Source organism: Lentzea sp. DG1S-22 (assembly GCF_036321065.1).
Classification (GTDB): Bacteria; Actinomycetota; Actinomycetes; order Mycobacteriales; family Pseudonocardiaceae; genus Lentzea; species Lentzea jiangxiensis.
Genome location: NZ_CP143276.1, coordinates 1,679,701 through 1,702,943, shown reverse-complemented (window position 1 = coordinate 1,702,943; position 23,243 = coordinate 1,679,701). Strand labels below are relative to the sequence as shown.

Below are 23,243 nucleotides of genomic sequence, written 5' to 3'. Positions count from 1 at the left end.
CCAACAGGTGAAGCCCGCCCTCGAGACATCCACGAACCGTGAGTAAGGCTGCCCTTACTCCTCACCCGAACGGCCGTATAGAGTGTGCAGATGAGGTGCTCGACACTCTCCGACTTCGCGGGGGAACCGCTGGCCGGCACGGCCGCGACCGCGACGGCGTGGCTGTGCCTGGAGCAGCCGGGCCCCTGGGGCCGCGACGCGCTGACCGAGAGCCACCTCGACCCCGAACTCGGCGCCGAACTGGCCCGCCGCGCCGCCGGGACCGGGGTGCGGATCCTGCTCATCCGCCGTCCCGGCCGCCACGCCGACGACCACGTGCCCGCGACCCGGCGCCTGTACCTGGCCTCGACGAAGCCCGGTGCATCGTGGCTGGAGCAGGCCGATCTCGCGTCCCCGGAGGAGGCGCTGGAACTGGACCTCGAGGCCTTGGGCGCGGGCCGCTCCACCGCGTTCGGCACCCCGGTGCACGACCCGTTGCTGCTGATCTGCACCAACAGCAAACGCGACGTGTGCTGCGCGCTGTACGGCCGCCCGATCGCCACCGCGCTGCGGCTGTGGGAGTGCACGCACACCGGCGGGCACCGCTTCGCGCCCACCGGTGTCCTGCTGCCCACCGGTCACCTGTACGGGCGTATCGACCACCGGCTGGCCGAGCGCGTCGTCACCGAGGGCATCCTCGCCGACCGGTGCCGCGGCCGGTCCTGCTTCACCCCGCGCGGCCAGGTCGCCGAGGTCGCCGTGCGCGAGAGGATCGGCGAGACGCGCGACGTGCTCACCGTCGTCGCCGAGACCGCGGACTCCGCGACCGTGCGGCACGCCGACGGCCGCGAGTGGCGGGTGTCGCTGGCCGAGCAGCCCGTGCCGCCGCGCCCGGCGAGCTGCGGCAAGTCACCGGACATCGCGATCGCGCTGGTCGCGACGGCGATCGAGCAACGGGTGCGCGTCCACCGCTGACCGCGAGGCCCCGGCCGGCACGGCGTGCGCGGCGGGTGGGCGGCGGAGCCGGGTGGCGGCGGCCAGCAGCGGGCACAGCGCGGCGGTGGCCAGGGCGCCGGGAACGGCGTCGGTGGCCAGGATCAGCCGCACGGTCCTCATCGCCGCCGTGACGGCCACAGCCGCCTCACGCTCGGCGCCTGGTCCTGGGCCGGCATCGCCGGGATCCTCGCCACGTTCGACACCGACCTCACCGAGGTGCGGCCGCCCGCACTCGTGCGGGTGTGCCGGCAGCTGGCACACCGCTACGCCGGCATCGCGGAACCGGGCTCAGCCCGGCCCGGCTGAGCGGTCCCGCGGCGGGCCGGCGCCGGGCACGGTCGCGCAGAACACGCCGATGCCCAGCGCGTACGGGTCGTCGAGCCCGACGGTGCGCAGGGTCTCCGGCGGCAGCGCCAGCAGGGAGATCGCCACGCCGAGGAAGTAGGCGTCGAGCAGGCCGGTGTCGCGGACGGTGGAGGGCAGGCCCGCCTTCTGCTGCAGGGCGGCGGCGGCCTCGGCGTTGGCGAGCACCATGCCCGACAACGCCTCACGCACCCCCGGCCGGCGCACCGCCTCCAGGTACAGCTCGACCATGGCGAGCATCTGCGTCGGGTCGTCGGCGACCGCGCGGCGCAGCAGGGCCGGGTAGAGCTCGGCGACGTCGGCGGCGCTGATGCCGGCCGGGGTGGTCTCGCGCAGGCGGTCGACGGCGGCGCGGTGCAGGGCGGTCATGCGCGCGGCGGTGGCGGTGAGGATCGCCTCGCGGGTCGGGAAGTAGTTCTTGGTGGTGCCGAGGGGGACGCCCGCCTCGCGGTCGATCGCGCGGTGGGTCAGGCCCCGGCCGCCGTCCACCGCGAGGATCTGGATCGCGGTGTCGCACAGCAGATCACGACGGCTCACGGTCCGCGACACTAGCAAGATCACCACCGGTGTGGTGAACCGGGGCGAACGCGCTGGTCCCGGCCGTGGCGGTGACCGTTCCGCTCTCCACGACGAGGAACAGGCCGCACACGCAGCGCAGGTAGGCGACGGGGCCGTGCGCGGAGACGGCGGCGGTGCAGGGCCAGTGGCAGGCGGGGCAGGTGGCGATCATGACCCCCAGCCTGGTGTCATGGTCTAGTGCATTTCAACCCTTACGGCGGGGCGGCCGCCGAGCTGGCCGCGAAGCTGGTCAACGCCGAGCACACCCAGCCGCTGATCGAGCTGCTGGAAGCCTCCGACTACAAGCCCCTCGGATCGCTCGACGCCCGGCAGGAACGTGACGTGCGGGACTGGGTCGAGCTGCTGCGCCAGGTGTTCCGCGCGCCCACCGTGGAGCTGCTCAACGACCTGCTCGCCCGCTCGTCGACCACCCACTACATCTCCACCCACGACGGCCGCGCCCCGCACCTGCACTACGCCCGCGAGGACGCGCCGACCGACGTGCGGGTCAAGGCCTACACCGCGGCGGGCATGGCGGCGTTGTTCTGCGAGGACGCCGGGCGCATCGGCTGGTGCGGCCGCGAGGGCTGCGACACGGTGTTCGTCGACACCAGCCGCAACGGCAAACGGCGCTTCTGCTCCACCAGGTGCGCCAACCGCGTCGCCGTCGCCCAGCACCGCAGCCGCCGCGGCGCGTGAGCGGGGGTGCCCACCGGGATCGGCGGGCACCACCCGGCCTCACTTGTCGATGACGTTCTTGAGCCGCCGCGCTGCTCGTGGGCGAAGTAGGCGCGGCGGGTGGAGTCGACCCAGCGGTCGAAGAGCACGACGTGCCGGTCCTGCGCGGTGGCGCCGATGCCGTCCACGACGATGTCGCCGCGCTCGAGCGAGGACATGGCGATCGGCTCCGACCACGTCCCGGACGCGAGCTCGACGGTGATCGGGCCGGGCTTGTCCAGGCGCGCGGCCATCGAGACGTGGCCGGAGCAGTCCTGGCGGTAGCCGTCCCGGTGCGAGTGGATGTCGTACGGCACGCGCACACCGTTGTTGGCGGTCAGCCGGCTGTTGGCGCGGTCGATGATCTCGTAGCGGTACACCGGGGTGACGACGTACGCCGGTGACACCAGCGTGCTCAGGGCGACGAGGACCGCCGCGGCCATCGCGAGGACCTTCATGCGGACCACTCCCATTCCGTAGATCACCGGTCGATGCTTGGATTCGGTTCATGGAGCTGACGCAGCTGTGTTTCGCCGGGGTCGCGAGGCAGGCGCACGCCGTGCGGTCCGGTGAGGTGACCGCGCGCGAGCTGGTCCTCGAGCACCTGCGCCGCATCGAGCGCATCGACCCGAAGCTCAACGCGTTCCGGCTCGTGTTCACCGAGCAGGCACTGCAGCAGGCCGAGCGGGCCGACGCGCGCCGCGCGGCGGGTGAGGACCTGCCGCTGCTGGGTGTGCCGATCGCGGTCAAGGAGGACATCGCGGTCGAGGGCCTGCCCACCACGAAGGGCACCAACGCCGCCCGCGCCCCGCAGCCGGCCGACTCGGCGATCGTGGCGCGGCTGCGCGCGGCCGGGGCCGTGGTCATCGGCCGCACCCGCATGCCGGAGCTCGGGCTGTGGCCGCACACCGAGAGCAGCTGGGCGGGGCCGACGCGCAACCCGTGGTCGCTCACGCACTCCCCCGGCGGGTCCAGCGGCGGCTCGGCCGCGGCCGTGGCGGCGGGCCTCGCGGCGGCGGCGATCGGCACCGACGGCGCCGGCTCCCTGCGCATCCCCGCCGCGGTGACGGGCCTGTTCGCGCTCAAGCCCCAGCGCGGCCGCGTCTCCCTCGCCCCGGAACCGCAGATGCTCGGCGGCCTCGTGGTCGCGGGCCCCCTCACCCGCACGGTCGGCGACTGGGCGCTGGTGGCCGACCAGATCCACGGCGCCGCCCCCGGTGACGCGCACGTCGCGCACCCGCCCCGGACCAGCTTCACCGAGGCCGCGCGCACCGACCCCGGCCGGCTGCGGATCGGGGTGTCGCTGCGGCCGTGGGGGCCGGGCATCCCGATCGCCGACGAGGTGCGCGACGCCGTGCAGGACACCGCCGCGCTGCTCACCGACCTCGGTCACGACGTCGTGCGGCTGGACCCGCCGATGCGCGACCTCGCCGCCTCCACGCAGTTCGCGCTGCGCTACCTGCACAACGCGCACCTCGCGCGCGCCGGCCTGGAGCTGCCGGACCTGGTCGAGGCCCGCACCCGCACGGCCGCCGAGCTGGGACGCCGCGTGCCGCGCGGGCTGGTGCGGTGGGCCACCGGATCCGACACGGCGCTCACGGCCTACGCGAACCGGGTGTTCGCCTCCGTCGACGTGCTGCTGACCCCGGCGCTGACCCGTCCGCCGATCCGCGTCGGCGAGTGGGACGGCCGCGACGTCGTCACCGCCCTGCTCGCCGCCGCCCGCTACACCACGTTCCTGCCGCTGTGGAACATCGTCGGCAACCCCGCCGCGTCGGTTCCCGCCGGGCGCACCTCGTCGGGGCTGCCGCTGGCGGTGCAGCTCGTGGGCCGCCAGCACGACGAGTGCACCCTGCTGTCGGTCTCCGCCCAGCTGGAACGCGCCCGGCCGTGGGCGGACCGAACCCCCTCCGGCCTCGGTCCTGCGAACTAATATATTACGAAGACGTACTATCCGAAGTGGGAACGATCAGAATCCGCGGCGGGACAACTCGTCGAGCAGTTCCCGGTCCGCCACGTGCCGCGACCTGATGTGGTCCAGGTAGTCGGCGAACGCGTCGGGCTGCAGGCCGCGTAGTTGCCGCAGCCATTCCACGACCACGTCCTGCTCCTGCACGCCGCGGCGTGCCAGCTCCACCTCGACCACGCGCCGGTAGACCTCGATCGCCAGACGGCTGCCGTCCCGCACGAGGTGCTCGACCAGCTCCGCGCGCAGCGGCGGCCACCCGTCGGTGTGCACGGCCAGCGCGCGGATCTTGAGGTAGACCTCGAGGCTGGGCCGGGCCAGGAACGCCTCCCGGCACACCTGCACCGCCCGCTCGGGCGCGCCCCGCCGCACGTGCTCCTCCACCGCGAGGTCGATCAGCCGCAGCGCCGCACCCCGGCCGCCCACGGCGCGCAGGCCCCGCTCCACCCACTCCAGGGCCTCACCGGAGCGGCCGTTGTCGCGCAGCACGGTCGCCACCTGCAGGTAGTGCCAGCCCGAGGACAGGTCCTTGGACAGCACCAGCAGCTGCAGGTCGACGTCCTCGGTGTACTCGGCGAGCTCCTCCATGACGCGCAGCAACGCCCAGCGGGCGCGGTCGTAGCGGCCGGTCTCGCCGAACCCGATCACCGGCAGCGGCTCGAACAGCGCGACGGCGCGGTCGCGGTAGCGCTGCAGGCCGTCGTCGTCGAGGGCCCGTGCGTAGGCGGCGAGGCTGACGTCGGGCGCTTCGGGGTGCTGCAGCTGCAGGTCGAGCAGCCAGTCGGCGAGCCGCACGGGGTCGGCCGTGGTCTCGGCGCACGCGCGGGCGTGGGTGTCCAGCACGCGGTGGGCCAGCTCGGCCAGCTCCACGCGGTGCCGCCGGCTCGCGGCGACCCCGTCCGCGAGCTGGGTGACGATCTGCTCGATCAGCGCGACGAGTTCCGGTCCGGGGTCGGTGACCAGCAACGACTGCAGCTCGACCGACACGGCGGTGAGCGCCTGCCACCGGTCGGGCCAGTCGGTGCTCTCGCTGTCGGCCTCGGCGAGTGCGGAGGCCACGGTGGCGGGCAGCGAGTGCATCACAACATCATTCCCGCGTCACCCGGCCGAGTGCCACTGATGTCGCCCTAACGGATTTGGGGTTTCACCCCGCGTGGTCAGATGATCACAGCTGCGCCAGTTTCCTGGTCAGCACCTCGCGCTCGCGTTCGTTGCCGCACAACGCGATCGCCTGCTGCAACGCCGCGCGGGCCTCGTCGCGGCGGCCGAGGCGGCGCAACAGCTCCCCGCGCACGCCCGGCAGCTGGTGGGAGCCCTTGAACGCCTCACCGGCCGCCAGCGCGTCGACCAGCGGCAGCGCGGCGGCCGGTCCCCGGGCCATGGAGACGGCGACCGCGCGGTTGAGGTCCACGACCGGGGACGGGGCGAGCTTGTCGAGACCGTCGTAGAGGGCGACGATGCGGTCCCAGTTCGTCTCCTCGACCGACCCGGCCAGCGCGTGGCACTCGGCGATCGCGGCCTGCAGCCCGTAGTAGCCGTAGCCGCGGCCCGCCTGGGCGGCCCTGGCCAGCGCGGCGCGGCCGCGGGCGATGGCGGAGCGGTCCCAGCGCCGCCGGTCCTGTTCCTGCAGCAGCACGGTCTCCCCGCCGGGACCGCGGCGGGCCGGGAAGCGGGCGGCGGTCAGTTCCAGCAGGGCGAGCAGGCTGTGCACCTCGGGTTCGCCGGGCATCAGCCGCGACAGGATCCGCGCGAGCCGCTGCGCCTCCCCGGCCAGGTCGAAGCGGATGACCTCGTCCCCGGAGCTCGCGGAGGAACCCTCGGTGAAGATCAGGTAGACGACCGAGAGCACCGGGGCGAGCCGGGCCGGGCGTTCGCTGACCGGCGGCACCTCGAACGGCACGTTCGCCGCGCCGAGGGTCTTCTTGGCGCGGGTGATGCGGGCCTGCACCGTCGCCGTGGGCACCAGGAACGCCCGTGCGATCTCGTCACTGGTCAGACCGCCGATCACGCGCAGCGTCAGCGCCACCGCGGCCTCCCGCGACAGCACCGGGTGGCAGGAGGTGAACATCAGCGCGAGGGTGTCGTCGTCGATCTGGTCGGGGTCCCACAGCACGTCGTCGGGTGCCGGTGCGGGTTCGGTGGCGCCGGTGAGAGCGCCGCCCTCGGGCAGGTGGTGCGCCAGGGCGGCGTACTTCTCGTCACGGGTGCTGCGGCGGCGGAACGCGTCGATCGCACGTCGCCGCCCGACGGTGAGCAGCCACCCCGCCGGGTTGGCCGGCACGCCCTCGCGCGGCCAGGTCACCAGCGCCTCGGCCAGCGCCTCCTGGGCGAGGTCCTCGGCGAGTGCGAAGTCGCCGGTGTAGCGGGTGAGCGCACCGATGATCCTCGCGGAGTCGATGCGCCACACCGCCGCGACGGCCTTGCGTCCCGTGGGGTCACCGCTGCTCATGGCGCCCAAAATAGATCAGCGCGGCCAGCTCAGAGCTGGCCGGTCGCCTCGCGCCAGGCCCGTTCCTTCTTGATCCACTCGTTGTCCTGCGGGAATTCGTCGATCGTCGGCACGCGGCGGATCTCGGTCTTGAACCCAGCGGCGGTCATCGGGGTGCGCTTGGCCCATTCGACGGCGTCCTCGATGCTGGGGACGTTGATCAGGTAGAAGCCGTTGAACAGCTCCTTGGTCTCCCCGTACGGGCCGTCGGTGACGACCGGCGGTTCGGAGGAGAAGTCGACGACCACGCCCTCCTCGGCCGGGGCGAGGCCCTCGGCGGCGATCAGCACACCGGCGTTGATGAGCTCCTCGTTGAACTTGCCGACGGTCTCGAGCATCTGGTCGAAGTCGATGTCGCCGAGGTTGTTCCACGCCTCGTCGGAGGTCACGCGCCAGATCAGCATGAACTTCATGGTGGTCTCTCCCGGGTGGTTCGTGCGGGTCCCTTGTGGACCCTTTCACGCCCAGGTCGAACGGGCGGGCGCTTCGATCGACACACGACCCCACAATTTTTCGGGACTTTCCGTTTTTCCTGCTCAGACGCGGCGGCGGCCCACCCCGGTGATCGGGATGGGCCGCCGCGCGGGTGTTGTGGGGCGCTCAGAGCTGCTCGTCGGGCTGGTGCAGCGACCGGGGCTGCTCGGCCTCCAGCTCGGGCACCGGCGCCGCGGCCGCCACCGGCCGCGGCGGGGCGCTCAGGGGGCTCGGCACCTCCTTGCGGGCCACGGCCTCCGCGGCGGCGACCGCCTCGGCGACCTTGGGGTCCGGGGCGGTGTCGAACCAGTCGGCGACCGACTCGTCGTCGTCCTCGGGCCGGGGACGGGTGTCGGTGTCGGCGGGCGGCTCGTAGCGGAACACGCCGTCGTCACCGGGGGCGCCGAGCATGCGGGCGAAGCCCTCGAGGGCCTTGCCGTAGTCGGACGGGATCATCCAGACCTTGTTCGCGTCGCCCTGCGCCATCTGCGGCAGCGTCTGCAGGTACTGGTAGGCCAGCACCTCCGGGGTGGGCTTGCCGTCCTTGATCGCGCCGAAGACCTTCTCGATGGCCTTGGCCTGGCCCTGCGCCTGCAGGTAGCGGGCGGCGCGTTCACCCTGCGCGCGCAGGATGGAGGACTGCCGCTCGGCCTCGGCGGCGAGGATGGCGGCCTGCTTGGCGCCCTCGGCCGCGAGGATCTGCGACTGCTTCTGGCCCTCCGCGGTCTTGATGGACGACTCGCGCTGGCCCTCGGCGTTGAGGATCATGGCGCGCTTCTCGCGGTCGGCGCGCATCTGCTTCTCCATCGAGTCCTGGATGGAGGGCGGCGGGTCGATCGACTTGAGCTCCACGCGGGCCACGCGCAGACCCCACCGGCCGGTCGCCTCGTCCAGCACACCGCGCAGCTGGCCGTTGATGTGGTCGCGCGAGGTCAGCGTCTCCTCGAGGCTCATGCCACCGACGAGGTTGCGCAGCGTCGTGATCGTGAGCTGCTCGACGCCGACGATGTAGTTCGAGATCTCGTACACCGCCGAGCGCGGGTCGGTGACCTGGAAGTACACGACCGTGTCGATGGAGACGGTGAGGTTGTCCTGGGTGATCACCGGCTGCGGCGGGAACGACACGACCTGCTCGCGCAGGTCGATGCGGGCACGCACCTTGTCGATGAACGGCACCATGATGTTCAGGCCGGGCGCCGCGGTGGTGCGGAAGCGGCCGAGGCGTTCGATGACGGCGGCCTGCGCCTGCGGGATGACCAGCACCGACTTCACGGCGATGGTCAGCACGAAGATCGCGATGACGGCCACGACCACGAGGGTGATCGGGTCCAACTCGTTCACATCCTTCTACGGGGTCACACGGCCGCGATGACCACGGCGGTCGCCCCCGAGATCTCGACAACGGTGACGGCTTCGCCTTCTTCGACCACGGACCCGTCGAGGGTGCGCGCGCTCCAGGTCTCGCCGCCGATCTTGACCTGCCCGCCGTGCTCGTCCACCCGCGACAGCGCCACGGCCCTGCCGCCCAGCAGCGCCTCGTGGTGCATGCGGACGTCGGAGCCGAGCTGCAGGCGCTTCTTGAGCAGCGGCCGGGCCGTGACGATCAGCCCCAGCGACGTCGCGGCGAACACGAGCACGCTCACCAGGTCGGCGGCACCCAGCGCGGACACGCCCGCCGCGGCCAGCGCGGCGGCGCCGAGCATGACCAGCACGAAGTCACCGGAGAGAACCTCGGCGACGACGAGCAGTATCCCGACGATCAGCCAGATCAGCGCGGCCATGCGCCCATACATACACCAACGGGCGGTGCACAGCGCCGGGATTCACCGTGCTGGTCCCCCGACCGTGACGAAATCGATCAACGGCCGGTGCCGGGAACGGGTCCGCCCGTGCTGTTCGGGCGCCGCACCTGGGAGGACTTCACCGCCGTCGGGGCGTCGGCGACCGGCGGCAACCCGTTCACCGCGCACAGGAACGCGGCGGTGACGTACGTCGTGTCGCCCGAGCCTGCCGTCGGCCTGGTCCCCCCGCTGACCCGGGCAGCGGCGCGCGGCTGTTCGAGGGGCCGGCGCCGCTGACGCGGTTCACGCTCACGGGCGGTGTGTCACGACCCCGAAGGGTGTGATCGTCGCGCACTGCTCGCGGGTCAGTCGCGGGGAACGGTGACGAAGTCGATCAGCCGCTCGACGGCGCCGAGCAGGTCGGACTCGATGTCGCGGTAGCTGGAGACGGCGCCCAGGACGCGCTGCCAGCCCTCCCACGGCTCGCCCCAGCCGAGCTCGGCGCACACGCCGGTCTTCCAGTCGGCGCCGCGCGGCACGACCGGCCACGCCTCGATCCCGACGGCCGCGGGCTTCACGGCCTGCCAGATGTCGACGTAGGGGTGGCCGGTGACCAGCACGTCGGCGTCGGTGATCCGGTCGACGACGCGCTGCTCCTTGGAGCCCGCGACGAGGTGGTCGACCAGGACGCCGAGGCGGCGGTGCGGTGCGGGTTCGAACTCGGCGATGCGCTGCGGCAGCTCGTCGACGCCGTGCAGGGGTTCGACGACGATGCCCTCGACGCGCAGGTCGTGGCCCCACACCCGTTCGACGAGCTCGGCGTCGTGCTTGCCCTCGACCCAGATGCGGCTGGCCTTGGCCGTCCGCGCGCGCAGCCCCTCGACCTTCACCGAACCGGACGCGCTGATCTTCGGCTTCTGCCGCCCCGGCATGGGTTTGACGAGCGTGACGGGTTCGCCGTCGACGAGGAACCCGGCGGGGTTGAGCGGGAACAGCCGGTGCCGGCCGTGGCGGTCTTCGAGCACGACCCGGCCGTGCTCGAGCTTCACGACCGCGCCGCAGAAACCGCTGGCGGGGTCCTCCACGACGAGGCCGGGCTCGGCCGGGATCTCGGGGACCTTCTTGCGCTTGCGGCCCGACAGGACGTCGTGGCCGTAGTCGTGGGAACGCACGGTGCCCGACCCTAGCCGTAGAACGGTGCGAAGGCGGTGAGCCACTCGTGGACGCGGTCGAGGTCGACGTCCGCGCCGTGCAGGTCGTAGCCGCCGTGCACGAAGTCGCACCAGTCGACCGCCGGGTCGCCGACGCAGGCCCTCGGGTCGATGGCCCGGGGCCCGTGCGGTCCTTGCAGGACGTTGCCGGGGTGCATGTCGCCGTGCAGCAGCACGGGTGTGACGTTGTCTTGCGCGAGTTTGCGCGCACGGCGGTGCTCGGTGGCGTAGTAGGTGCCGGTGCGGCGGGGCAGCAGGGTCTCGAACAGGAAGTCGACGCGGGCGAGCAGCGGCGGGAACCCCTCGGGTGGTGCGTCGTGCAGGTGCGGCACGACCCGGGCCGGGTCGGTCGCGGGGGTGCCGGGGTGGATCCGTTCGAGCAGCAGGGCGCCGCGCGGCAGGTCGGTGTCGAGCAGGTCGACCACCGCGCCGGTGCGGGCCCAGGCGGTGAGCGCGCGGGCCTCGAGGGCCGCGACACCGAGGTCGGGGGTGAGCTTGAGGACCGCGCCGGTGCACAGGAACGTCGCGCCGGTGCCGCCGGGCACGTGCTCGGCGAGCGTGAGGTCCCAGCGGGCGGTGAGCTCGGCGACCAGGCCGGGCAGGGCGTCGACCCACCCGGTCACGGCCTCGCCGAACCGCCGGACCAGCCGTGCCCGGGCGTCGTCGTCGATCACGGTTCGCCGGTCCCGCGTGCCGGGTGTGCCATCTCGCGTCCCTCAGCTCGGCCGTGGGGTCGTTCAGAGCAGGGAACCCGCTGCGGACTGGCGGCGCAGCTGGTAGTCGGCGAGCGCGGGCCGCCACAGGCCGTTGGCGTCGAAGCAGGTCGACAGCAGCCGCAGGTCCGCGCCGTCCCCGGCGATGGCGACCTTGCCGTCCACGACCCACCGGTTGGCCGGCAGCAGCGGCACCGGCCACCCCGCCACGACCAGCCGGTCGCACACCAGGCGCTGCAACCGCCCGCCGTCGTTCTCGACGATGACCGCGGGCGTGTCGAGGTCGAGGTCGCGGACGGTGGCGTGCGGGTGGTGCCGGACACCGGCGTCGGCGAGCCGCTCCCCGCCGGGACCGATCAGGTGCACGGGCCCGAACCGGCGCGCGAGGCAGGCGGCCGCCCACGCACCGAGGCCGGCCGCGCCCACCACGACGATCCGCTCGACAGAGGTCATCTCACCGAGTCCGCACGCACAGTTCGATGTTTCCGCAGGTCAGAACGACGAAGATAGGGCCAGGCCACTCCGCGCGTCAAACACCCCGCCATCTCATTTGGGCTGTGTCACCGGGCGGCAGGTGCTGCGCTGATCAGCGGGTGGGTGACGGTGATCGTGCGCCGCGGGGTGGAGCCCGTCTTGCAGGAGGCTGGGTGCTCGACGGGGATCAGGCCGGCGGCTGGGCCGGGCTTCGGTGCGCGGGGTGGTGACGGCCCGTTCCCGCGACGTGCGCTCACCGGACTCGCCGTGCGGCTGACCTAGAAGGCGGGCCAGGGGATGGCGGGCCAGTCCCCGGACGGCTCCGGGTACACCCCGGCGGCCAGCAGCTTGTCCACCCGCTCGCCCACGGCCCGCACCTCGGCGCGGGTGAGGTGGTCGTGCAGCGACTCCCCCAGCTCGCCGTTCAGCGCGGGCCGCAGCCGGCGCAGCGGTTCCAGGACGTGGTCGGGCAGCGGTTCGCGGGCCCAGCCCCACAGCACGGTGCGCAGCTTGGGCTCGACGTGCAGGCAGATGCCGTGGTCGACGCCGTGCACGGAGCCGTCGACGGCGTGCAGGACGTGGCCGCCCTTGCGGTCGGCGTTGTTGACGACGACGTCGAAGGCGGACATGGCGGCGATGCGGGGGTGGTCGGCGTGCACGAGGACGGCGGGGTCGCCGAAGCGGTCGTGGGCGTGGAAGACGGGGATCCAGCCGGGTTTGACGTCGTCGACGCCGACGATGTCGACGAGCTCGTCCTCCTCGCGGGTCTCGACCCACAGCTGCACCATGCCGGTGCCGAACGGGCCGGGCCGCAGCACGGTCGGCGGGACGAGGCCGAAGGACGCGGCGGAGATCAGGTAGGTCGCCACCTCGCGGCCGGCGAGGGTGCCGTCGGGGAAGTCCCACAGCGGACGCTCGCCGCGCACGGGTTTGTAGACGCACTGGGCGTCGACGCCGTCGAGCGAGATCTTGCAGAACAGGGTCGCGTTGGAGGCGTCGACGAGGCGTCCTTCCACCTCGATGCGGCCGTGTTCGAGCAACTGCAGGGCCGCGGAGGTGTCCACGTCAGTCTTCTTCGCTGCGGCGGTAGCCGTTCTGCCGCGGGCAGATGTGGCCTTCCGCGTCGAGCGGTTCGGCGCACAGGGGGCACGGTTTGCGGCCCGCGTTGACGACGCGGTCGGCGCGTTCGGCGAAGGCGCGGGCGGCCGAGGGCGACAGGAAGACCCGCACGGCGTCGGGGCCTTCCTCGGTGTCGTCGAGCACGACGGCCTCGTCGACCTCCTCCTCGGAGATCGCGAGCAGCTCGATGACGACGGCGTTGGACTCGGCGTCCCAGCCCAGGCCCATCGTGCCGACCCGGAACTCCTCCTCGACGGGGACGTCGAGGGGCTGGGTGTCGAGGTCGTCGGGCGGCGCGTCGTCGGGCACGTCGGTGCCGAAGCGGCGGTGCACCTCCTCGAGCAGCGAGCCGATGCGTTCGGCGAGGACCTGGACCTGCTGCTTCTCGAGCGCGACGCTGATCAACCTGCTCTGCTCGGAGGCCTGCAGGTAGAAGGTGCGGTCGCCGGGCTGCCCGACGGTCCCGGCGATGAACCGGTCGGGTGCGCGGAATACGTGGATGACGCGAGCCATGGCACCTACGACCCTAGGCCACGCGGAGATCGTCGGCAGGTCCTCCCCCACCAAACACTCCGCGTATAGGGTCGGGCTGTGGTGAAGATCGCTTCGTACGGGACCTGGACCTCGCCGATCACGGCCGGCGACACCGGTGCGGCCGGCGGTGGGTTCCAGTGGGCCGACCTGCACGGTGAGCAGGTGTGGTGGGCCGAGAGCAGGCCCGCCGAGGGCGGCAGGGTGGCTCTGGTGCGCGACGGCGTGGAGGTGCTGCCCGCGCCGTGGAACGCCCGCAACCGGGTGCACGAGTACGGCGGCCGCCCGTTCGTGGTCCTGGCGCACGACCGGGTGGCGTTCACGCACTGGGACGACCAGCGCGTCTACGTGTTCGACCCCGCCTCGCCCGAGCCCGTGCCGCTGACCGAGGCGCCGCGGCGCCACCACGGCGTGCGCTACTCCGACCTGTCCGCGGGCCCGGACGGCGAGGTGTGGTGCGTGCGCGAGAGCGTCACCGGTGACGCGCGCACCGACGTGCACCGCGACCTGGTCGCGATCACCCGTTCCGGTGAGATCCGGGTGCTGGGGGCGTCGCACCACTTCATGACCGGCCCGAAGCTCAGTCCGGACGGCAGGAGGTTCGCCTGGATCGGCTGGAACCACCCGCAGATGCCGTGGGACGGCACCGAGCTGTGCGTGGCCGACGTCGGCTCGTCGGAGCACCGCGTCGTCACGGGCTCGAAGACCGAGGCGGTGTGCCAGTTCGAGTGGGAGGGCGAGGACCTGCTGGCGCTGACCGACCCGGACGGCTGGTGGAACCTCTTCCGCGTCCGCCCCGACGGCAGCCGCGTGAACCTGGCGCCGTGCGAGCAGGAGCTGGGCGGGCCGATGTGGCGGCTGGGCAACCGCTGGTTCGCCACGCTTTCACCGGGGCGCTACCTGGTGGTGCGCTCGGGTCACCTGGCGGTGCTCGACGAGCGCAGCGCGACGGTGACCGACGTGCAGACCGACCTGCCGACGTGGGCGGCGGACCTGTCGGTGCGCGACGGCGTGGTGGTGTGCGGCGCGGCGGGGCCGACGTCGGACTACGCCGTGGTGCGCCTGGACCTGTCCAACGGGGAGCTGACCTACCTCACCGGCGGGCAGCGGTCGCCGGTCTCGGCGTACCTGCCGGTGCCGGTGGAGCGCGTGTTCGGCGACATCCCGGCCTACGTCTACGCGCCGTCCAACCCGGACTTCGCCGGGCCGCAGGACGAGCTGCCGCCGTACGTGGTGCACGTGCACGGCGGTCCGACGGGCCGGGCGCTGCCCAAGCTCGACACCGACATCGCGTACTTCACCAGCCGCGGCATCGGCGTGGTGGCGGTGAACTACGGCGGCTCCACCGGCTACGGGCGGGCCTTCCGGGAGCGGCTGCGCGGGCAGTGGGGTGTGGTGGACGTGCAGGACTGCGCGTTCGTGGCCCGGCAGCTGGCGCAGGAGGGCACCGCGGACCCGGCGCGGCTGGGCATCCGCGGTGGCTCGGCGGGCGGCTGGACGGCGGCGGCGTCGCTGACCTCGACGCGGGTCTACCGGTGCGGCATGGTGGCGTTTCCGATCCTGGACCTGGCGGGCTGGACGTCGCAGGGCGGCGAGACGCACGACTTCGAGTCGCGCTACGTCGAGGGCCTGGCCGGCGCGCTGCCCGAGGCCGCGCAGCGCTACGCCGAACGCTCGCCGTCGACCAAGGCGCGGTCGGCGTCGGGCCCGGTGCTGCTGCTGCAGGGCCTGGAGGACGAGATCTGCCCGCCGGAGCAGGCGAACCGGTTCGCCGCGGACCTCGCGGGGTCGGGGATCCCGCACGCGTACCTCACGTTCGAAGGCGAGCAGCACGGCTTCCGCAAGGCCGAGAACATCAAGGCGGCGCTGGAGGCGGAGCTGTCGTTCTACGGCCAGGCGTTCGGGTTCGTGCCGCCGGGCGTGCCGGTGCTGGACCTGAGCCGTTGATCCAGGACCGGGTGGGCCTGCTGTCCGCCGGGGACCGGGTCGCGCTGGTGTCCCCGGCCGGCCCGGCCCTGGCGTCGAGGGTGGCCGCGGGCGCGCGGGTGCTGCGCTCGTGGGGCCTGGAGGTCACCACACCTGTGGTGGGGTCGTGGTCGTTGCCGTACCTCGCGGGCTCCGACGGGGCACGGGCCGAGGAGTTCGTATCGGCGTGGTGTTCGGACGTGTCGGCGGTGTTCTGCGTGCGCGGCGGCTACGGGTGTCTGCGGATGACCGACCTCGTGCCGTGGGAGACGTTGCCGCCGCGGGTGTTCGTGGGGTCCTCGGACGTGACGGTGCTGCACGCCGAGCTCAACGCGGTGGGCATGGCGACGGTGTTCGGGCCGATGCCGGGCACCGCGGACTTCGTCGACGACCCCCTGGCCCAGCGGCGGCTGCACGAGGTGCTGTTCACCGGCAGGCGGTCGTGGCGGGCCGGGACGACAGTGGTGCCCGGTACCGCCCGCGGGGTGCTCACGGGCGGGAACGCGGCGTTGCTGGCGGCGTCGGTGGGCGGGCCGCGGTGGGCCGTGCCGGTGCCGGGGGCGATCGCGGTGCTCGAGGACGTCGGCGAGGAGCCCTACCGGCTGGACCGGATCCTCACCCAGCTGCTGCGGGCAGGCTGGTTCGCGCCGGTGTCGGGCATCGTGCTCGGGTCGTGGACGGACTGCGGTGACGTCTCGGCGGTGCTGGCCGACCGCCTGGGCGGGCTGGGCGTGCCGGTGCTGGGCGAGTTCGGGTTCGGCCACTGCGCCGGTTCGTGGTCGCTGCCCTTGGGCGTGCCGGCCGAGCTGGACGCCTCAGCCGGTTCGCTGGCGCTGCTGTAGCGCGTCGGCGCGCAGCCTGTCGGTGTGCTCGCCGATGCCGGCGATCTGCTCGGCGAGCGCGGGCTGGCCCGCGCGCAGGCCGGGTCCGGCGTCGGCCAGGGGTGCGAGCAGCCCGGCGGCGTCCTCTTCTCCGAGGGCCTGTTGCACGGCGGCGTCGTGCGGGCCGACGCGGGCGGCGAGACCGCGCAGCACGGCGGCGTTCTCGCGGGCCCAGGCGGCGACGGCCCTGTCGCCGGCGCGCCGGTCGCGTTCGGCCTGCACGCGTTCGTCGCCGGTGCCGCTCTCGCCGGTGCGCCGCACGCGCAGGTAGCGCTTCTCCGCGGCCTGGCGGCTGGCGACGCCGAGGGCGGGGGCGAGGTCGGCCCAGCTGGTGCCCAGTTCCCGTGCGGCTTCGATGAGCTGGGGCTCCCACCCGGACAGTTCGTCGCGCAGCTGCCTGAGCAGCATCAACGCCGCGAGCACCTCGGTGGCGCTGCCGGGTGAGGCGGCCGCGGACCGGACGGTCTCGTAGTCACTCGTCATGGTGTCATCCTTCCGACGACAATCCCTGCTTGTCATCGTTCCGACGACATGCTACAACAGTGGTGCAGCGCATTGACAGTCCACGAGAGATGACTGGAGGTGTCAGATGTTGATGCGCACTGACCCGTTCCGCGAGCTCGACCGGCTGACCCAGCAGATGTTCGGCACGACCGGGACGTGGTCGCGGCCGACGGCGATGCCGATGGACGCCTACCGCGACGGTGACGAGTTCGTGGTGTCGTTCGACCTGCCGGGCGTTGCGCCCGACGCCATCGAGCTCGACGTCGAGCGCAACGTGCTGACCGTGAAGGCGGAGCGCCGCCCGGTCGGCAAGGACGTCGAGATGCAGGTGTCGGAGAGGCCGCTGGGTGTGTTCTCGCGGCAGCTGTTCCTCGGCGACACGCTCGACACCGACCACATCGACGCGAAGTGCGACGCGGGTGTGCTGACGCTGCGGATCCCGATCGCGGAGCGCGCGAAGCCCCGCAAGATCGCCATCACCTCGGGCGACGAGACGCCCAAGCAGATCGACGCGTGAGTCCCCCTGGCGGGCGGCGGCCGACCGGGTGATGCCGGGTAGGCTTCCGCCCGCCATGAGACCCCAGCCTCAGTGGGCGGCGTTGGACGTCTACGCGTCCAATTCCGACCTCTACGCCGATCCCCGACTGGTGGAACGGGTGGACTACCGGCGCCGCTTCAGGCGGCACCGTCCCCGCACCCCGTCGGTCGTCCTGGCCCCGCACGGCGGCGGCATCGAAGTCGGCACCTCGGAGCTGTGCCTGGCGATCGCGGGTTTCCACCCGTCCACGCGGGTGCCGATCGGCCAGACGCACGACTTCTGGATGTTCGAGGGCCTGCGGCCGGTCGCGAACGACGAGCTGCACGTGACGTCGTCGAACTGCGACGACCGCGTGGCCCGCGCCCTGGTCTCCGGCGCCGCGCACGCACTGGGCCTGCACGGCTGCACGGCCGCGGCGGCGGGCCTGGAGGACCACGACCGGGCGGTGCTGGTCGGCGGCCGCGACGCGCTGCTGCGCCTGGAGCTGCTGACCCGGCTGCGCCGCGCCGGTTTCCACACCGTCGACGCGGCCGACCACCCGGTGCTGGGCGGTTCCGACCGGTCCAACATCGCCAACCGCACCCGTTCGCGCCAAGGCGGCCAGCTGGAGCTGACCACTCCCCTGCGCGCGGCGATGTTCGCCGAGAACTCCCGCTCGGACCGCAAGCACACCACGACCGAGGTGTTCTGGGACTTCGTGCACGCCTGCCGGGCGGCGCTCGCGGCGCGCGAGGCGGCGCACTAGCGTCGAGCCGTGCGCCTCACCTCGGTCACCGTCGGCACCTCCCGGCCGCGGGCTCTCGCCGCGTTCTACGCGCGGCTGCTCGGCGGCACCGTCGAGACCGACGACGAGGGCTGGGCGCTGGTGAGGACGCCGGGCGGGTTGTCGCTCGGGTTCGAGCTCGAGCGGCACTTCCGGCGGCCGGTGTGGCCGGCGCGGGCGGGCGCGCAGACGGCGTCGCAGCACCTGGACGTGCAGGTCGACGACCTGGACGCGGCGGTGGGGCACGCCCTGGCGTGCGGGGCGGTGCTCGCCGGGGTGCAGCCGCAGGACAACGTCCGGGTCCTGTTCGACCCGGACGGTCACCCGTTCTGCCTGTTCCTGGACTAGAGGTACTTCTTGAGCTCGCGCTTGGCCAGCGACATGCGGTGCACCTCGTCGGGCCCGTCGGCCAGGCGCAGGGTGCGGGCGGCGACCCACAGCTCGGCGAGCGGGGTGTCCTGGCTGACGCCGCCAGCGCCGTGGGCCTGGATGGCCTTGTCGAGGACCCATTCGGTCATCAGCGGGGTGCCGATCTTGATGGCCTGGATCTCGGTGTGGGCGCCCTTGTTGCCGACGGTGTCCATCAGCCACGCGGTCTTGAGCACCAGCAGGCGGGCCTGCTCGATGCGCACGCGGGCCTCGGCGATCCACTCCTGCACGACGCCCTGGGTGGCGATGGGCTTGCCAAACGCCACGCGCGAGACGGCGCGGCGGCACATCAGCTCCAGGGCGCGTTCGGCCATGCCGATCAGGCGCATGCAGTGGTGGATGCGGCCGGGGCCCAGGCGGGCCTGGGCGATGGCGAAGCCCTCGCCCTCGCCGGCGATGAGGTTGGTGGCGGGGACGCGGACGTCGTCGAAGACGATCTCGGCGTGGCCGCCGTGGGCGTGGTCGCCGTAGCCGAAGACGCGCATCTCGCGCTCGATGGTGACGCCGGGGGTGTCGCGGGGCACGAGGATCTGCGACTGCTGGCGGTGGCGGTCGGCGCCGGGGTCGGTCTTGCCCATGACGATGAAGATGGCGCAGTTGGGGTTCATCGCACCGGAGGACCACCACTTGCGGCCGTTGATGACGTAGTCGTCGCCGTCGCGTTCGATGCGGGTGGCGATGTTGGTGGCGTCGGAGGAGGCGACGTCGGGTTCGGTCATGCAGAACGCCGAGCGGATCTCGCCGTCGAGCAGCGGTTGCAGCCACTGCTTCTTCTGCTCGTCGGTGCCGAACATCGCCAGCACCTCCATGTTGCCGGTGTCCGGGGCGGCGCAGTTGAGGGCCTCGGGGGCGAGGTGGGGGCTGCGGCCGGTGATCTCGGCGAGCGGCGCGTACTGCAGGTTCGTCAGGCCGCCGCCGTGCTCGGCGTCGGGCAGGAACAGGTTCCACAGGCCCTGGCGGCGGGCCTCGGCCTTGAGCTCGTCGAGGACCGGCTGGCGCTGCCACGGGTCGGCGGCGGCGTGCAGCTGCTGCTCGAGCACCGCTTCGGCGGGGTAGACGTGGGAGTCCATGAACGCGAGGAGCTTGCCGCGCAGTTCCTCGGTCTTGGCGTCGTAGGCGAAGTCCATGACTCAGAGCTCCTTGTGGGCCGCGGCGAGTCCCCGCCGCACGAGGGGAACGGTGAACGCGCCGAGCTTGTCGAAGCCGGCGCCGACGGTCTTGCCGCTGGCGAAGCGGAAGTGGATGCCCTCGACGATGACGGCGAGCTTGAAGTAGCCGAAGGCGATGTACCAGCCCAGTCCGGAGGTGTCGGTGCCGGTGCGGGCGGTGTAGCGGGCGACGAGCTCGTCGGCGGTGAGGAACCCGGGCAGCGAGGTGACGCCGCCGGTGATGGGGTCGCTGCCGGCGCGCGGGTCGGCGCCCAGGCCCTCCCAGTAGACGTAGAGCAGGCCGAGGTCGGCGAGCGGGTCGCCGAGGGTGGCCATCTCCCAGTCCAGCACGGCGCTGATGCCGAGCGGGTCGCGGGTGACGAGGGCGTTGTCGAGGCGGAAGTCGCCGTGGATGATCGCGGCGCGCGGCGAGTCGGGCACGGTGCCGGCGAGCTTGTCGCGCAGTTCGTCGATGCCGGGCAGGTCGCGGCTGCGGGAGGCGTCGAGCTGCTTGCCCCACCGCGTGACCTGCCGGGCGAGGAACCCCTCCGGGCGGCCGAAGTCCTGCAGGCCGACGGAGGCGGGGTCGACCGAGTGCAGGTCGGCGAGCACGTCGACCAGCCGTGCGGACAGGGCGGTGGCCTGCTCGGCGGTGAGCCACGGGCACTGGGAGCGTTCGCGCAGGGCGGCGCCGGGCATCTCGTCCATGAGGTAGAACGGCGCGCCGATGACGGAGGTGTCCTCGACGAGCAGGCGGGCTCCGGGCACGGGCACGGTGGTGCCGGCCAGGGCGGAGATGACGCGGAACTCGCGGGCCATGTCGTGGGCGGTGGCCAGGACGTGGCCCAGCGGCGGGCGGCGCAGCACCCAGCTGTCGGTGCCGTCGCTGACGCGGTAGGTGAGGTTGGAGCGGCCGCCGCGGAACAGCTCGCCGGTCAGCGGGCCCGTGCCGAGGTGGGTGGCGAGCGCGGCCAGGTCGAGGCCGGGGAGGTCGGTCACAGGTTCACTCCGAGGGTGGCGAGGTGAGCGCGGGTGGCGTCGGCGCCGGTGTGGCGGAAGGCGTGCATGCCCACGGCCTGGGCGGCTTCGACGTTGACGGGGGCGTCGTCGAAGAACACCGCCCGGCCGGCGGGGACGCCGATCCGCTCGAGGGTGTGCCGGTAGATGCGCTCGTCGGGTTTGCGCAGGCCGATGCGGCCGCTGATGACGATGGTGTCGAACAGCTCGAGCAGCAGGTCTTTGGGGTAGCCCTCGCCCCAGCTGTTGGACAGCAGCGCGGTGTGCAGGCCGGCGGCGCGGGCGGCGCGGACGAGCTCGACCATCGCCGGGTCGGGGGTGGCGCCGCCGAACATGCGCTTGAGCAGCCCGTTCTCGTCGATCTTCGCGCCGCTGGTGGTGATGAGCTCGGCGGCGAGCAGCCGTTCGAACTCGGCGACGGTCAGCTCGCCGGTCTCCAGGCGGAACACGGGGTTGTCCGGCAGGGCGTCGCGGCCGAGCCAGTCGCGCATGATGCGGCCGTAGACGTCGCGGTCGATGGCCTCGGCGTGCAGCCAGGAGCCGACGAACTCGGGTACGGAGACGGTCAGGACGCCGCCCCAGTCGAAGACGAGCGCGTCGACCTCGGGTCGCCGCGGAAGCGTTGTGTCACCCACGGCACGGAGGGTACCGACCGGTCGGTATGTCGGCAACCGGTGCCGCCGGCAACGACTTTCGAAGGACCCCACCAGTCCTCTTCATCCGGTTTCCCGCACGTCCGGGCTGCCCGAGACCTCCTACGGCGAGCTGCTGACCGCGATCTTCGGAACGCACGCGGCACCGGTCGCCGCGCGCTACCCCGTCAACGGCAACGGCGACGCGCGCGACGAGATCGCCCACGTGCTGACCGACCGGTCGTGGGCCTGCCCCTCCCAGGACACCCGCGACCAGCTGGGCCGGCACACCCGCGTGTCCGGCTACGAGTTCGCCGACCCGGACGTGCCGATGATCTTCCCCGGCCTGCCGCCGTTCCCCGAGTACGGCGCCTACCACGGCTCCGAGCTGCTGATGCTGTTCGACCTGGGTCAGACCCTCACACCGGCACAGCGCCGCGTCTCCGACCACATGATCGCGGCGTGGGGACGGTTCGCCCGCACCGGCGACCCGGGCTGGCGTGCCCCCGTCCAGTCCTTCGCACCCGGCGCGACCGGCGCGACCGACTTCGTCCGCGATCACCGGTGCGGGTTCTGGTCGTCCATCCTGTAGGGCGTGCCCGGATACCGCGACCTCGCCCGTGACACCGAGTTCCGCGCGCTGTTCGTGGCGCACGCGGTATCGGTCGCCGGAGATCAGTTCGCGAGGGTCGCGCTCACGGTGCACGTCTACGACCGCACCGCCAGCACCGGCCTGACCGCGCTGACCTACGCGCTGACGTTCCTGCCGGACCTGGTCGGCGGGCCGCTGCTGTCCGGCCTGGCCGACCGGTTCGCCCGCAAGGACGTCATGGTCACCGCCGACCTCGTCCGCGCCGCACTGCTGCTCGCCATGGTCATCCCCGCGATGCCGCTGTGGCTGCTGGCCGCCGTGCTGGTGCTCGTCCAGCTCGCGGGCGCACCCCACGGAGCCGCACGGGCGGCACTGCTGCCGCAGATCCTGCCCGACCAGCGCTACCCCCTGGGCCAGGCGGTGCTCAGCACCGTCACCCAGGTCGCGCAGGTCGCCGGGTTCGTCGGCGGCGGAGCCCTCGTGGCACTGCTCGGACCCGGCCCCGTGCTCATCGCCGACGCCGTGACGTTCCTGCTCGCCGCGTTGCTCACCGGGGTGTTCCTGCTCGACCGGCCCGCACCACGCGGCACACACGCACGGGCCTGGCCCGCCGACCTCGTCGGCGGGGCACGACTGGTGTGGGGCGACCGGCGACTGCGCGCACTGGTCGCCCTCGCCTGCGTCTCCGGGTTCTACATCGCGGGCGAAGCCCTCGCCGCGCCCTACTCGGCCCAGCTCGGAGCCGGACCGGCCGGAGTCGGCCTGATCTTCGGCGCCTACGCCGCCGGAGCCGCCGTCGGAATGCTCCTCGTCGCACGCCTGGACCACCAGCGGCAACTGCGGCTGATGCCCTGGCTCGCCATCGCCGCCTGCGCCGCACTCGTCCCGGCCGCGACACGGCCGGGCCTGGCCCTCAGCGTGACGTTGTTCGCGCTGTCCGGAGCGGCCAGCGCCTACCACCTGGTCGCCAACACCACCTTCATCCGCGCGGTCCCGGACTCCTCACGCGGACAGGCGTTCGGCCTGGCCGTCACCGCGCTGCGCGTCTCCCAGGGCCTCGGGGTGGCCCTGGCCGGCCTGGCAGCCGAACGACTCGCCGCGCACCTCGTCGTCGCCGCCGCCGGAGCACTCGGCGTGCTCGCGGCAGGCGGTGCGGCGCTCGTGTGGTGGGTCAGCGGGTCTCGCCCGAACGCCAGTCGTTAGGGCGCTGCCAGTCGTTGGGACGCTGCCAGTCGTTCGGGCGGACGGGACGCGGGGAGGAAGTGCGAACGATCATGACGGATCTCCTTCGAAAAAAGGGGTGCGGAAAATCGTGAGTACTACTCAGGGTGAGGTCCCCCACATGGAGCCACGACTTTGAGTTACCCGGTAGCTACAGTTGTTTCTTCCTGACGGTGGTGTGGG

28 protein-coding genes are annotated in these 23,243 nt (G+C 72.8%); 12 read left to right on the top strand and 16 right to left on the bottom strand.

Annotated features, from left to right (window positions below):
• The first annotated feature begins 90 nt into the window (after positions 1-90).
• On the top strand, positions 91-954 hold the full coding sequence (locus V1227_RS07430) for a sucrase ferredoxin (protein ID WP_329791749.1): 864 nt from the start codon (positions 91-93) through the stop codon (positions 952-954).
• A gap of 24 nt (positions 955-978) precedes the next feature.
• Complete coding sequence (locus V1227_RS07425; RefSeq protein ID WP_329791748.1) at positions 979-1,281, top strand: hypothetical protein; 303 nt, start codon at positions 979-981, stop codon at positions 1,279-1,281.
• Here V1227_RS07425 and V1227_RS07420 read toward each other — a convergent pair.
• Positions 1,264-1,875, bottom strand: coding sequence for a TetR/AcrR family transcriptional regulator (locus V1227_RS07420; RefSeq protein ID WP_329791747.1), 612 nt, complete (start codon positions 1,873-1,875; stop codon positions 1,264-1,266). The two genes, V1227_RS07425 and V1227_RS07420, sit on opposite strands and share 18 nt — an antisense overlap.
• Positions 1,862-2,068: a hypothetical protein gene (locus tag V1227_RS07415; protein ID WP_329791746.1), complete on the bottom strand. Its 207-nt coding sequence runs from the start codon at positions 2,066-2,068 to the stop codon at positions 1,862-1,864. Before V1227_RS07415 ends, V1227_RS07420 begins: the two co-directional genes overlap by 14 nt.
• A gap of 26 nt (positions 2,069-2,094) precedes the next feature.
• On the opposite strand from V1227_RS07415, the gene V1227_RS07410 reads away from it, so the two are divergent.
• Entirely contained in the window at positions 2,095-2,595 is a 501-nt protein-coding gene (locus V1227_RS07410; protein WP_329791745.1) for a CGNR zinc finger domain-containing protein, read from the top strand.
• 526 nt (positions 2,596-3,121) lie between these two features.
• Complete coding sequence (locus tag V1227_RS07405) at positions 3,122-4,546, top strand: amidase family protein (protein ID WP_329791744.1); 1,425 nt, start codon at positions 3,122-3,124, stop codon at positions 4,544-4,546.
• 36 nt (positions 4,547-4,582) lie between these two features.
• Here the strand turns inward: V1227_RS07405 and V1227_RS07400 are convergent, their stop codons facing one another.
• The 5 genes from V1227_RS07400 to V1227_RS07380 all read right to left on the bottom strand — a co-directional run bounded on the left by V1227_RS07400 (position 4,583) and on the right by V1227_RS07380 (position 9,322).
• Complete coding sequence (locus V1227_RS07400; protein ID WP_329791743.1) at positions 4,583-5,659, bottom strand: hypothetical protein; 1,077 nt, start codon at positions 5,657-5,659, stop codon at positions 4,583-4,585.
• Positions 5,660-5,744: 85 nt separating this feature from the next.
• Positions 5,745-7,028: an RNA polymerase sigma factor gene (locus tag V1227_RS07395; protein ID WP_329791742.1), complete on the bottom strand. Its 1,284-nt coding sequence runs from the start codon at positions 7,026-7,028 to the stop codon at positions 5,745-5,747.
• Between the two features lie 29 nt (positions 7,029-7,057).
• Positions 7,058-7,480, bottom strand: coding sequence for a YciI family protein (locus tag V1227_RS07390; RefSeq protein ID WP_329791741.1), 423 nt, complete (start codon positions 7,478-7,480; stop codon positions 7,058-7,060).
• A gap of 187 nt (positions 7,481-7,667) precedes the next feature.
• Complete coding sequence (locus V1227_RS07385) at positions 7,668-8,873, bottom strand: SPFH domain-containing protein (protein WP_329793974.1); 1,206 nt, start codon at positions 8,871-8,873, stop codon at positions 7,668-7,670.
• A gap of 23 nt (positions 8,874-8,896) precedes the next feature.
• Positions 8,897-9,322, bottom strand: coding sequence for an NfeD family protein (locus V1227_RS07380; RefSeq protein WP_236224018.1), 426 nt, complete (start codon positions 9,320-9,322; stop codon positions 8,897-8,899).
• A gap of 108 nt (positions 9,323-9,430) precedes the next feature.
• On the opposite strand from V1227_RS07380, the gene V1227_RS07375 reads away from it, so the two are divergent.
• Positions 9,431-9,619 (top strand): hypothetical protein, encoded by a 189-nt coding sequence (locus V1227_RS07375; protein WP_329791740.1) that lies wholly within the window; start codon positions 9,431-9,433, stop codon positions 9,617-9,619.
• Positions 9,620-9,687: 68 nt separating this feature from the next.
• Here V1227_RS07375 and V1227_RS07370 read toward each other — a convergent pair whose 3' ends face one another.
• The 5 genes from V1227_RS07370 to V1227_RS07350 form a co-directional block, all read right to left on the bottom strand.
• Complete coding sequence (locus tag V1227_RS07370) at positions 9,688-10,494, bottom strand: DUF3097 domain-containing protein (RefSeq protein ID WP_329791739.1); 807 nt, start codon at positions 10,492-10,494, stop codon at positions 9,688-9,690.
• 11 nt (positions 10,495-10,505) lie between these two features.
• Positions 10,506-11,207 carry an aminoglycoside phosphotransferase family protein gene (locus V1227_RS07365; RefSeq protein ID WP_329791738.1) on the bottom strand — a complete coding sequence of 234 codons (702 nt, stop codon included), beginning with the start codon at positions 11,205-11,207 and terminating at the stop codon, positions 10,506-10,508.
• Positions 11,208-11,270: 63 nt separating this feature from the next.
• Positions 11,271-11,699, bottom strand: a complete 429-nt coding sequence (locus tag V1227_RS07360; protein ID WP_329791737.1) for a hypothetical protein — start codon at positions 11,697-11,699, stop codon at positions 11,271-11,273.
• 299 nt (positions 11,700-11,998) lie between these two features.
• Positions 11,999-12,784: an SCO1664 family protein gene (locus V1227_RS07355; RefSeq protein WP_329791736.1), complete on the bottom strand. Its 786-nt coding sequence runs from the start codon at positions 12,782-12,784 to the stop codon at positions 11,999-12,001.
• A gap of 1 nt (position 12,785) precedes the next feature.
• The gene (locus V1227_RS07350; RefSeq protein WP_329791735.1) at positions 12,786-13,352 is read right to left on the bottom strand and encodes a DUF3090 domain-containing protein; all 567 of its coding nucleotides are present in this window, start codon (positions 13,350-13,352) and stop codon (positions 12,786-12,788) included.
• Between the two features lie 78 nt (positions 13,353-13,430).
• Between V1227_RS07350 and V1227_RS07345 the strand changes: the two genes are divergently transcribed.
• Both V1227_RS07345 and V1227_RS07340 read left to right on the top strand, forming a co-directional pair.
• Positions 13,431-15,317, top strand: coding sequence for a dipeptidyl-peptidase 5 (locus tag V1227_RS07345; RefSeq protein ID WP_329791734.1), 1,887 nt, complete (start codon positions 13,431-13,433; stop codon positions 15,315-15,317).
• Positions 15,314-16,177, top strand: coding sequence for a S66 peptidase family protein (locus V1227_RS07340; RefSeq protein ID WP_329791733.1), 864 nt, complete (start codon positions 15,314-15,316; stop codon positions 16,175-16,177). Before V1227_RS07345 ends, V1227_RS07340 begins: the two co-directional genes overlap by 4 nt.
• Here V1227_RS07340 and V1227_RS07335 read toward each other — a convergent pair.
• Positions 16,151-16,699, bottom strand: a complete 549-nt coding sequence (locus V1227_RS07335) for an HSP18 transcriptional regulator (RefSeq protein WP_236224025.1) — start codon at positions 16,697-16,699, stop codon at positions 16,151-16,153. The genes V1227_RS07340 and V1227_RS07335 overlap by 27 nt on opposite strands.
• 106 nt (positions 16,700-16,805) lie before the next feature.
• Between V1227_RS07335 and V1227_RS07330 the strand changes: the two genes are divergently transcribed.
• The 3 genes from V1227_RS07330 to V1227_RS07320 are packed head-to-tail and all read left to right on the top strand — an operon-like array spanning position 16,806 to position 18,369.
• Positions 16,806-17,237 (top strand): Hsp20/alpha crystallin family protein, encoded by a 432-nt coding sequence (locus V1227_RS07330; protein WP_329791732.1) that lies wholly within the window; start codon positions 16,806-16,808, stop codon positions 17,235-17,237.
• A gap of 55 nt (positions 17,238-17,292) precedes the next feature.
• Positions 17,293-18,003, top strand: a complete 711-nt coding sequence (locus V1227_RS07325) for a poly-gamma-glutamate hydrolase family protein (protein ID WP_329791731.1) — start codon at positions 17,293-17,295, stop codon at positions 18,001-18,003.
• Between the two features lie 9 nt (positions 18,004-18,012).
• Positions 18,013-18,369 carry a VOC family protein gene (locus tag V1227_RS07320; RefSeq protein WP_329791729.1) on the top strand — a complete coding sequence of 119 codons (357 nt, stop codon included), beginning with the start codon at positions 18,013-18,015 and terminating at the stop codon, positions 18,367-18,369.
• Here the strand turns inward: V1227_RS07320 and V1227_RS07315 are convergent.
• The 3 genes from V1227_RS07315 to V1227_RS07305 are packed head-to-tail and all read right to left on the bottom strand — an operon-like array spanning position 18,366 to position 21,250.
• Positions 18,366-19,577, bottom strand: a complete 1,212-nt coding sequence (locus V1227_RS07315; RefSeq protein ID WP_329791728.1) for an acyl-CoA dehydrogenase family protein — start codon at positions 19,575-19,577, stop codon at positions 18,366-18,368. The genes V1227_RS07320 and V1227_RS07315 overlap by 4 nt on opposite strands.
• A gap of 3 nt (positions 19,578-19,580) precedes the next feature.
• On the bottom strand, positions 19,581-20,597 hold the full coding sequence (locus tag V1227_RS07310; RefSeq protein ID WP_329791727.1) for a phosphotransferase family protein: 1,017 nt from the start codon (positions 20,595-20,597) through the stop codon (positions 19,581-19,583).
• Positions 20,594-21,250: an HAD family hydrolase gene (locus V1227_RS07305; protein WP_329791726.1), complete on the bottom strand. Its 657-nt coding sequence runs from the start codon at positions 21,248-21,250 to the stop codon at positions 20,594-20,596. Before V1227_RS07305 ends, V1227_RS07310 begins: the two co-directional genes overlap by 4 nt.
• Here V1227_RS07305 and V1227_RS07300 point away from each other — a divergent pair.
• Together V1227_RS07300 and V1227_RS07295 are read left to right on the top strand one after the other, a co-directional pair.
• The gene (locus V1227_RS07300; protein ID WP_329791725.1) at positions 21,240-21,839 is read left to right on the top strand and encodes a carboxylesterase family protein; all 600 of its coding nucleotides are present in this window, start codon (positions 21,240-21,242) and stop codon (positions 21,837-21,839) included. The two genes, V1227_RS07305 and V1227_RS07300, sit on opposite strands and share 11 nt — an antisense overlap.
• A gap of 3 nt (positions 21,840-21,842) precedes the next feature.
• The gene (locus tag V1227_RS07295; protein ID WP_329791723.1) at positions 21,843-23,042 is read left to right on the top strand and encodes an MFS transporter; all 1,200 of its coding nucleotides are present in this window, start codon (positions 21,843-21,845) and stop codon (positions 23,040-23,042) included.
• Positions 23,043-23,243: the final 201 nt, after the last annotated feature.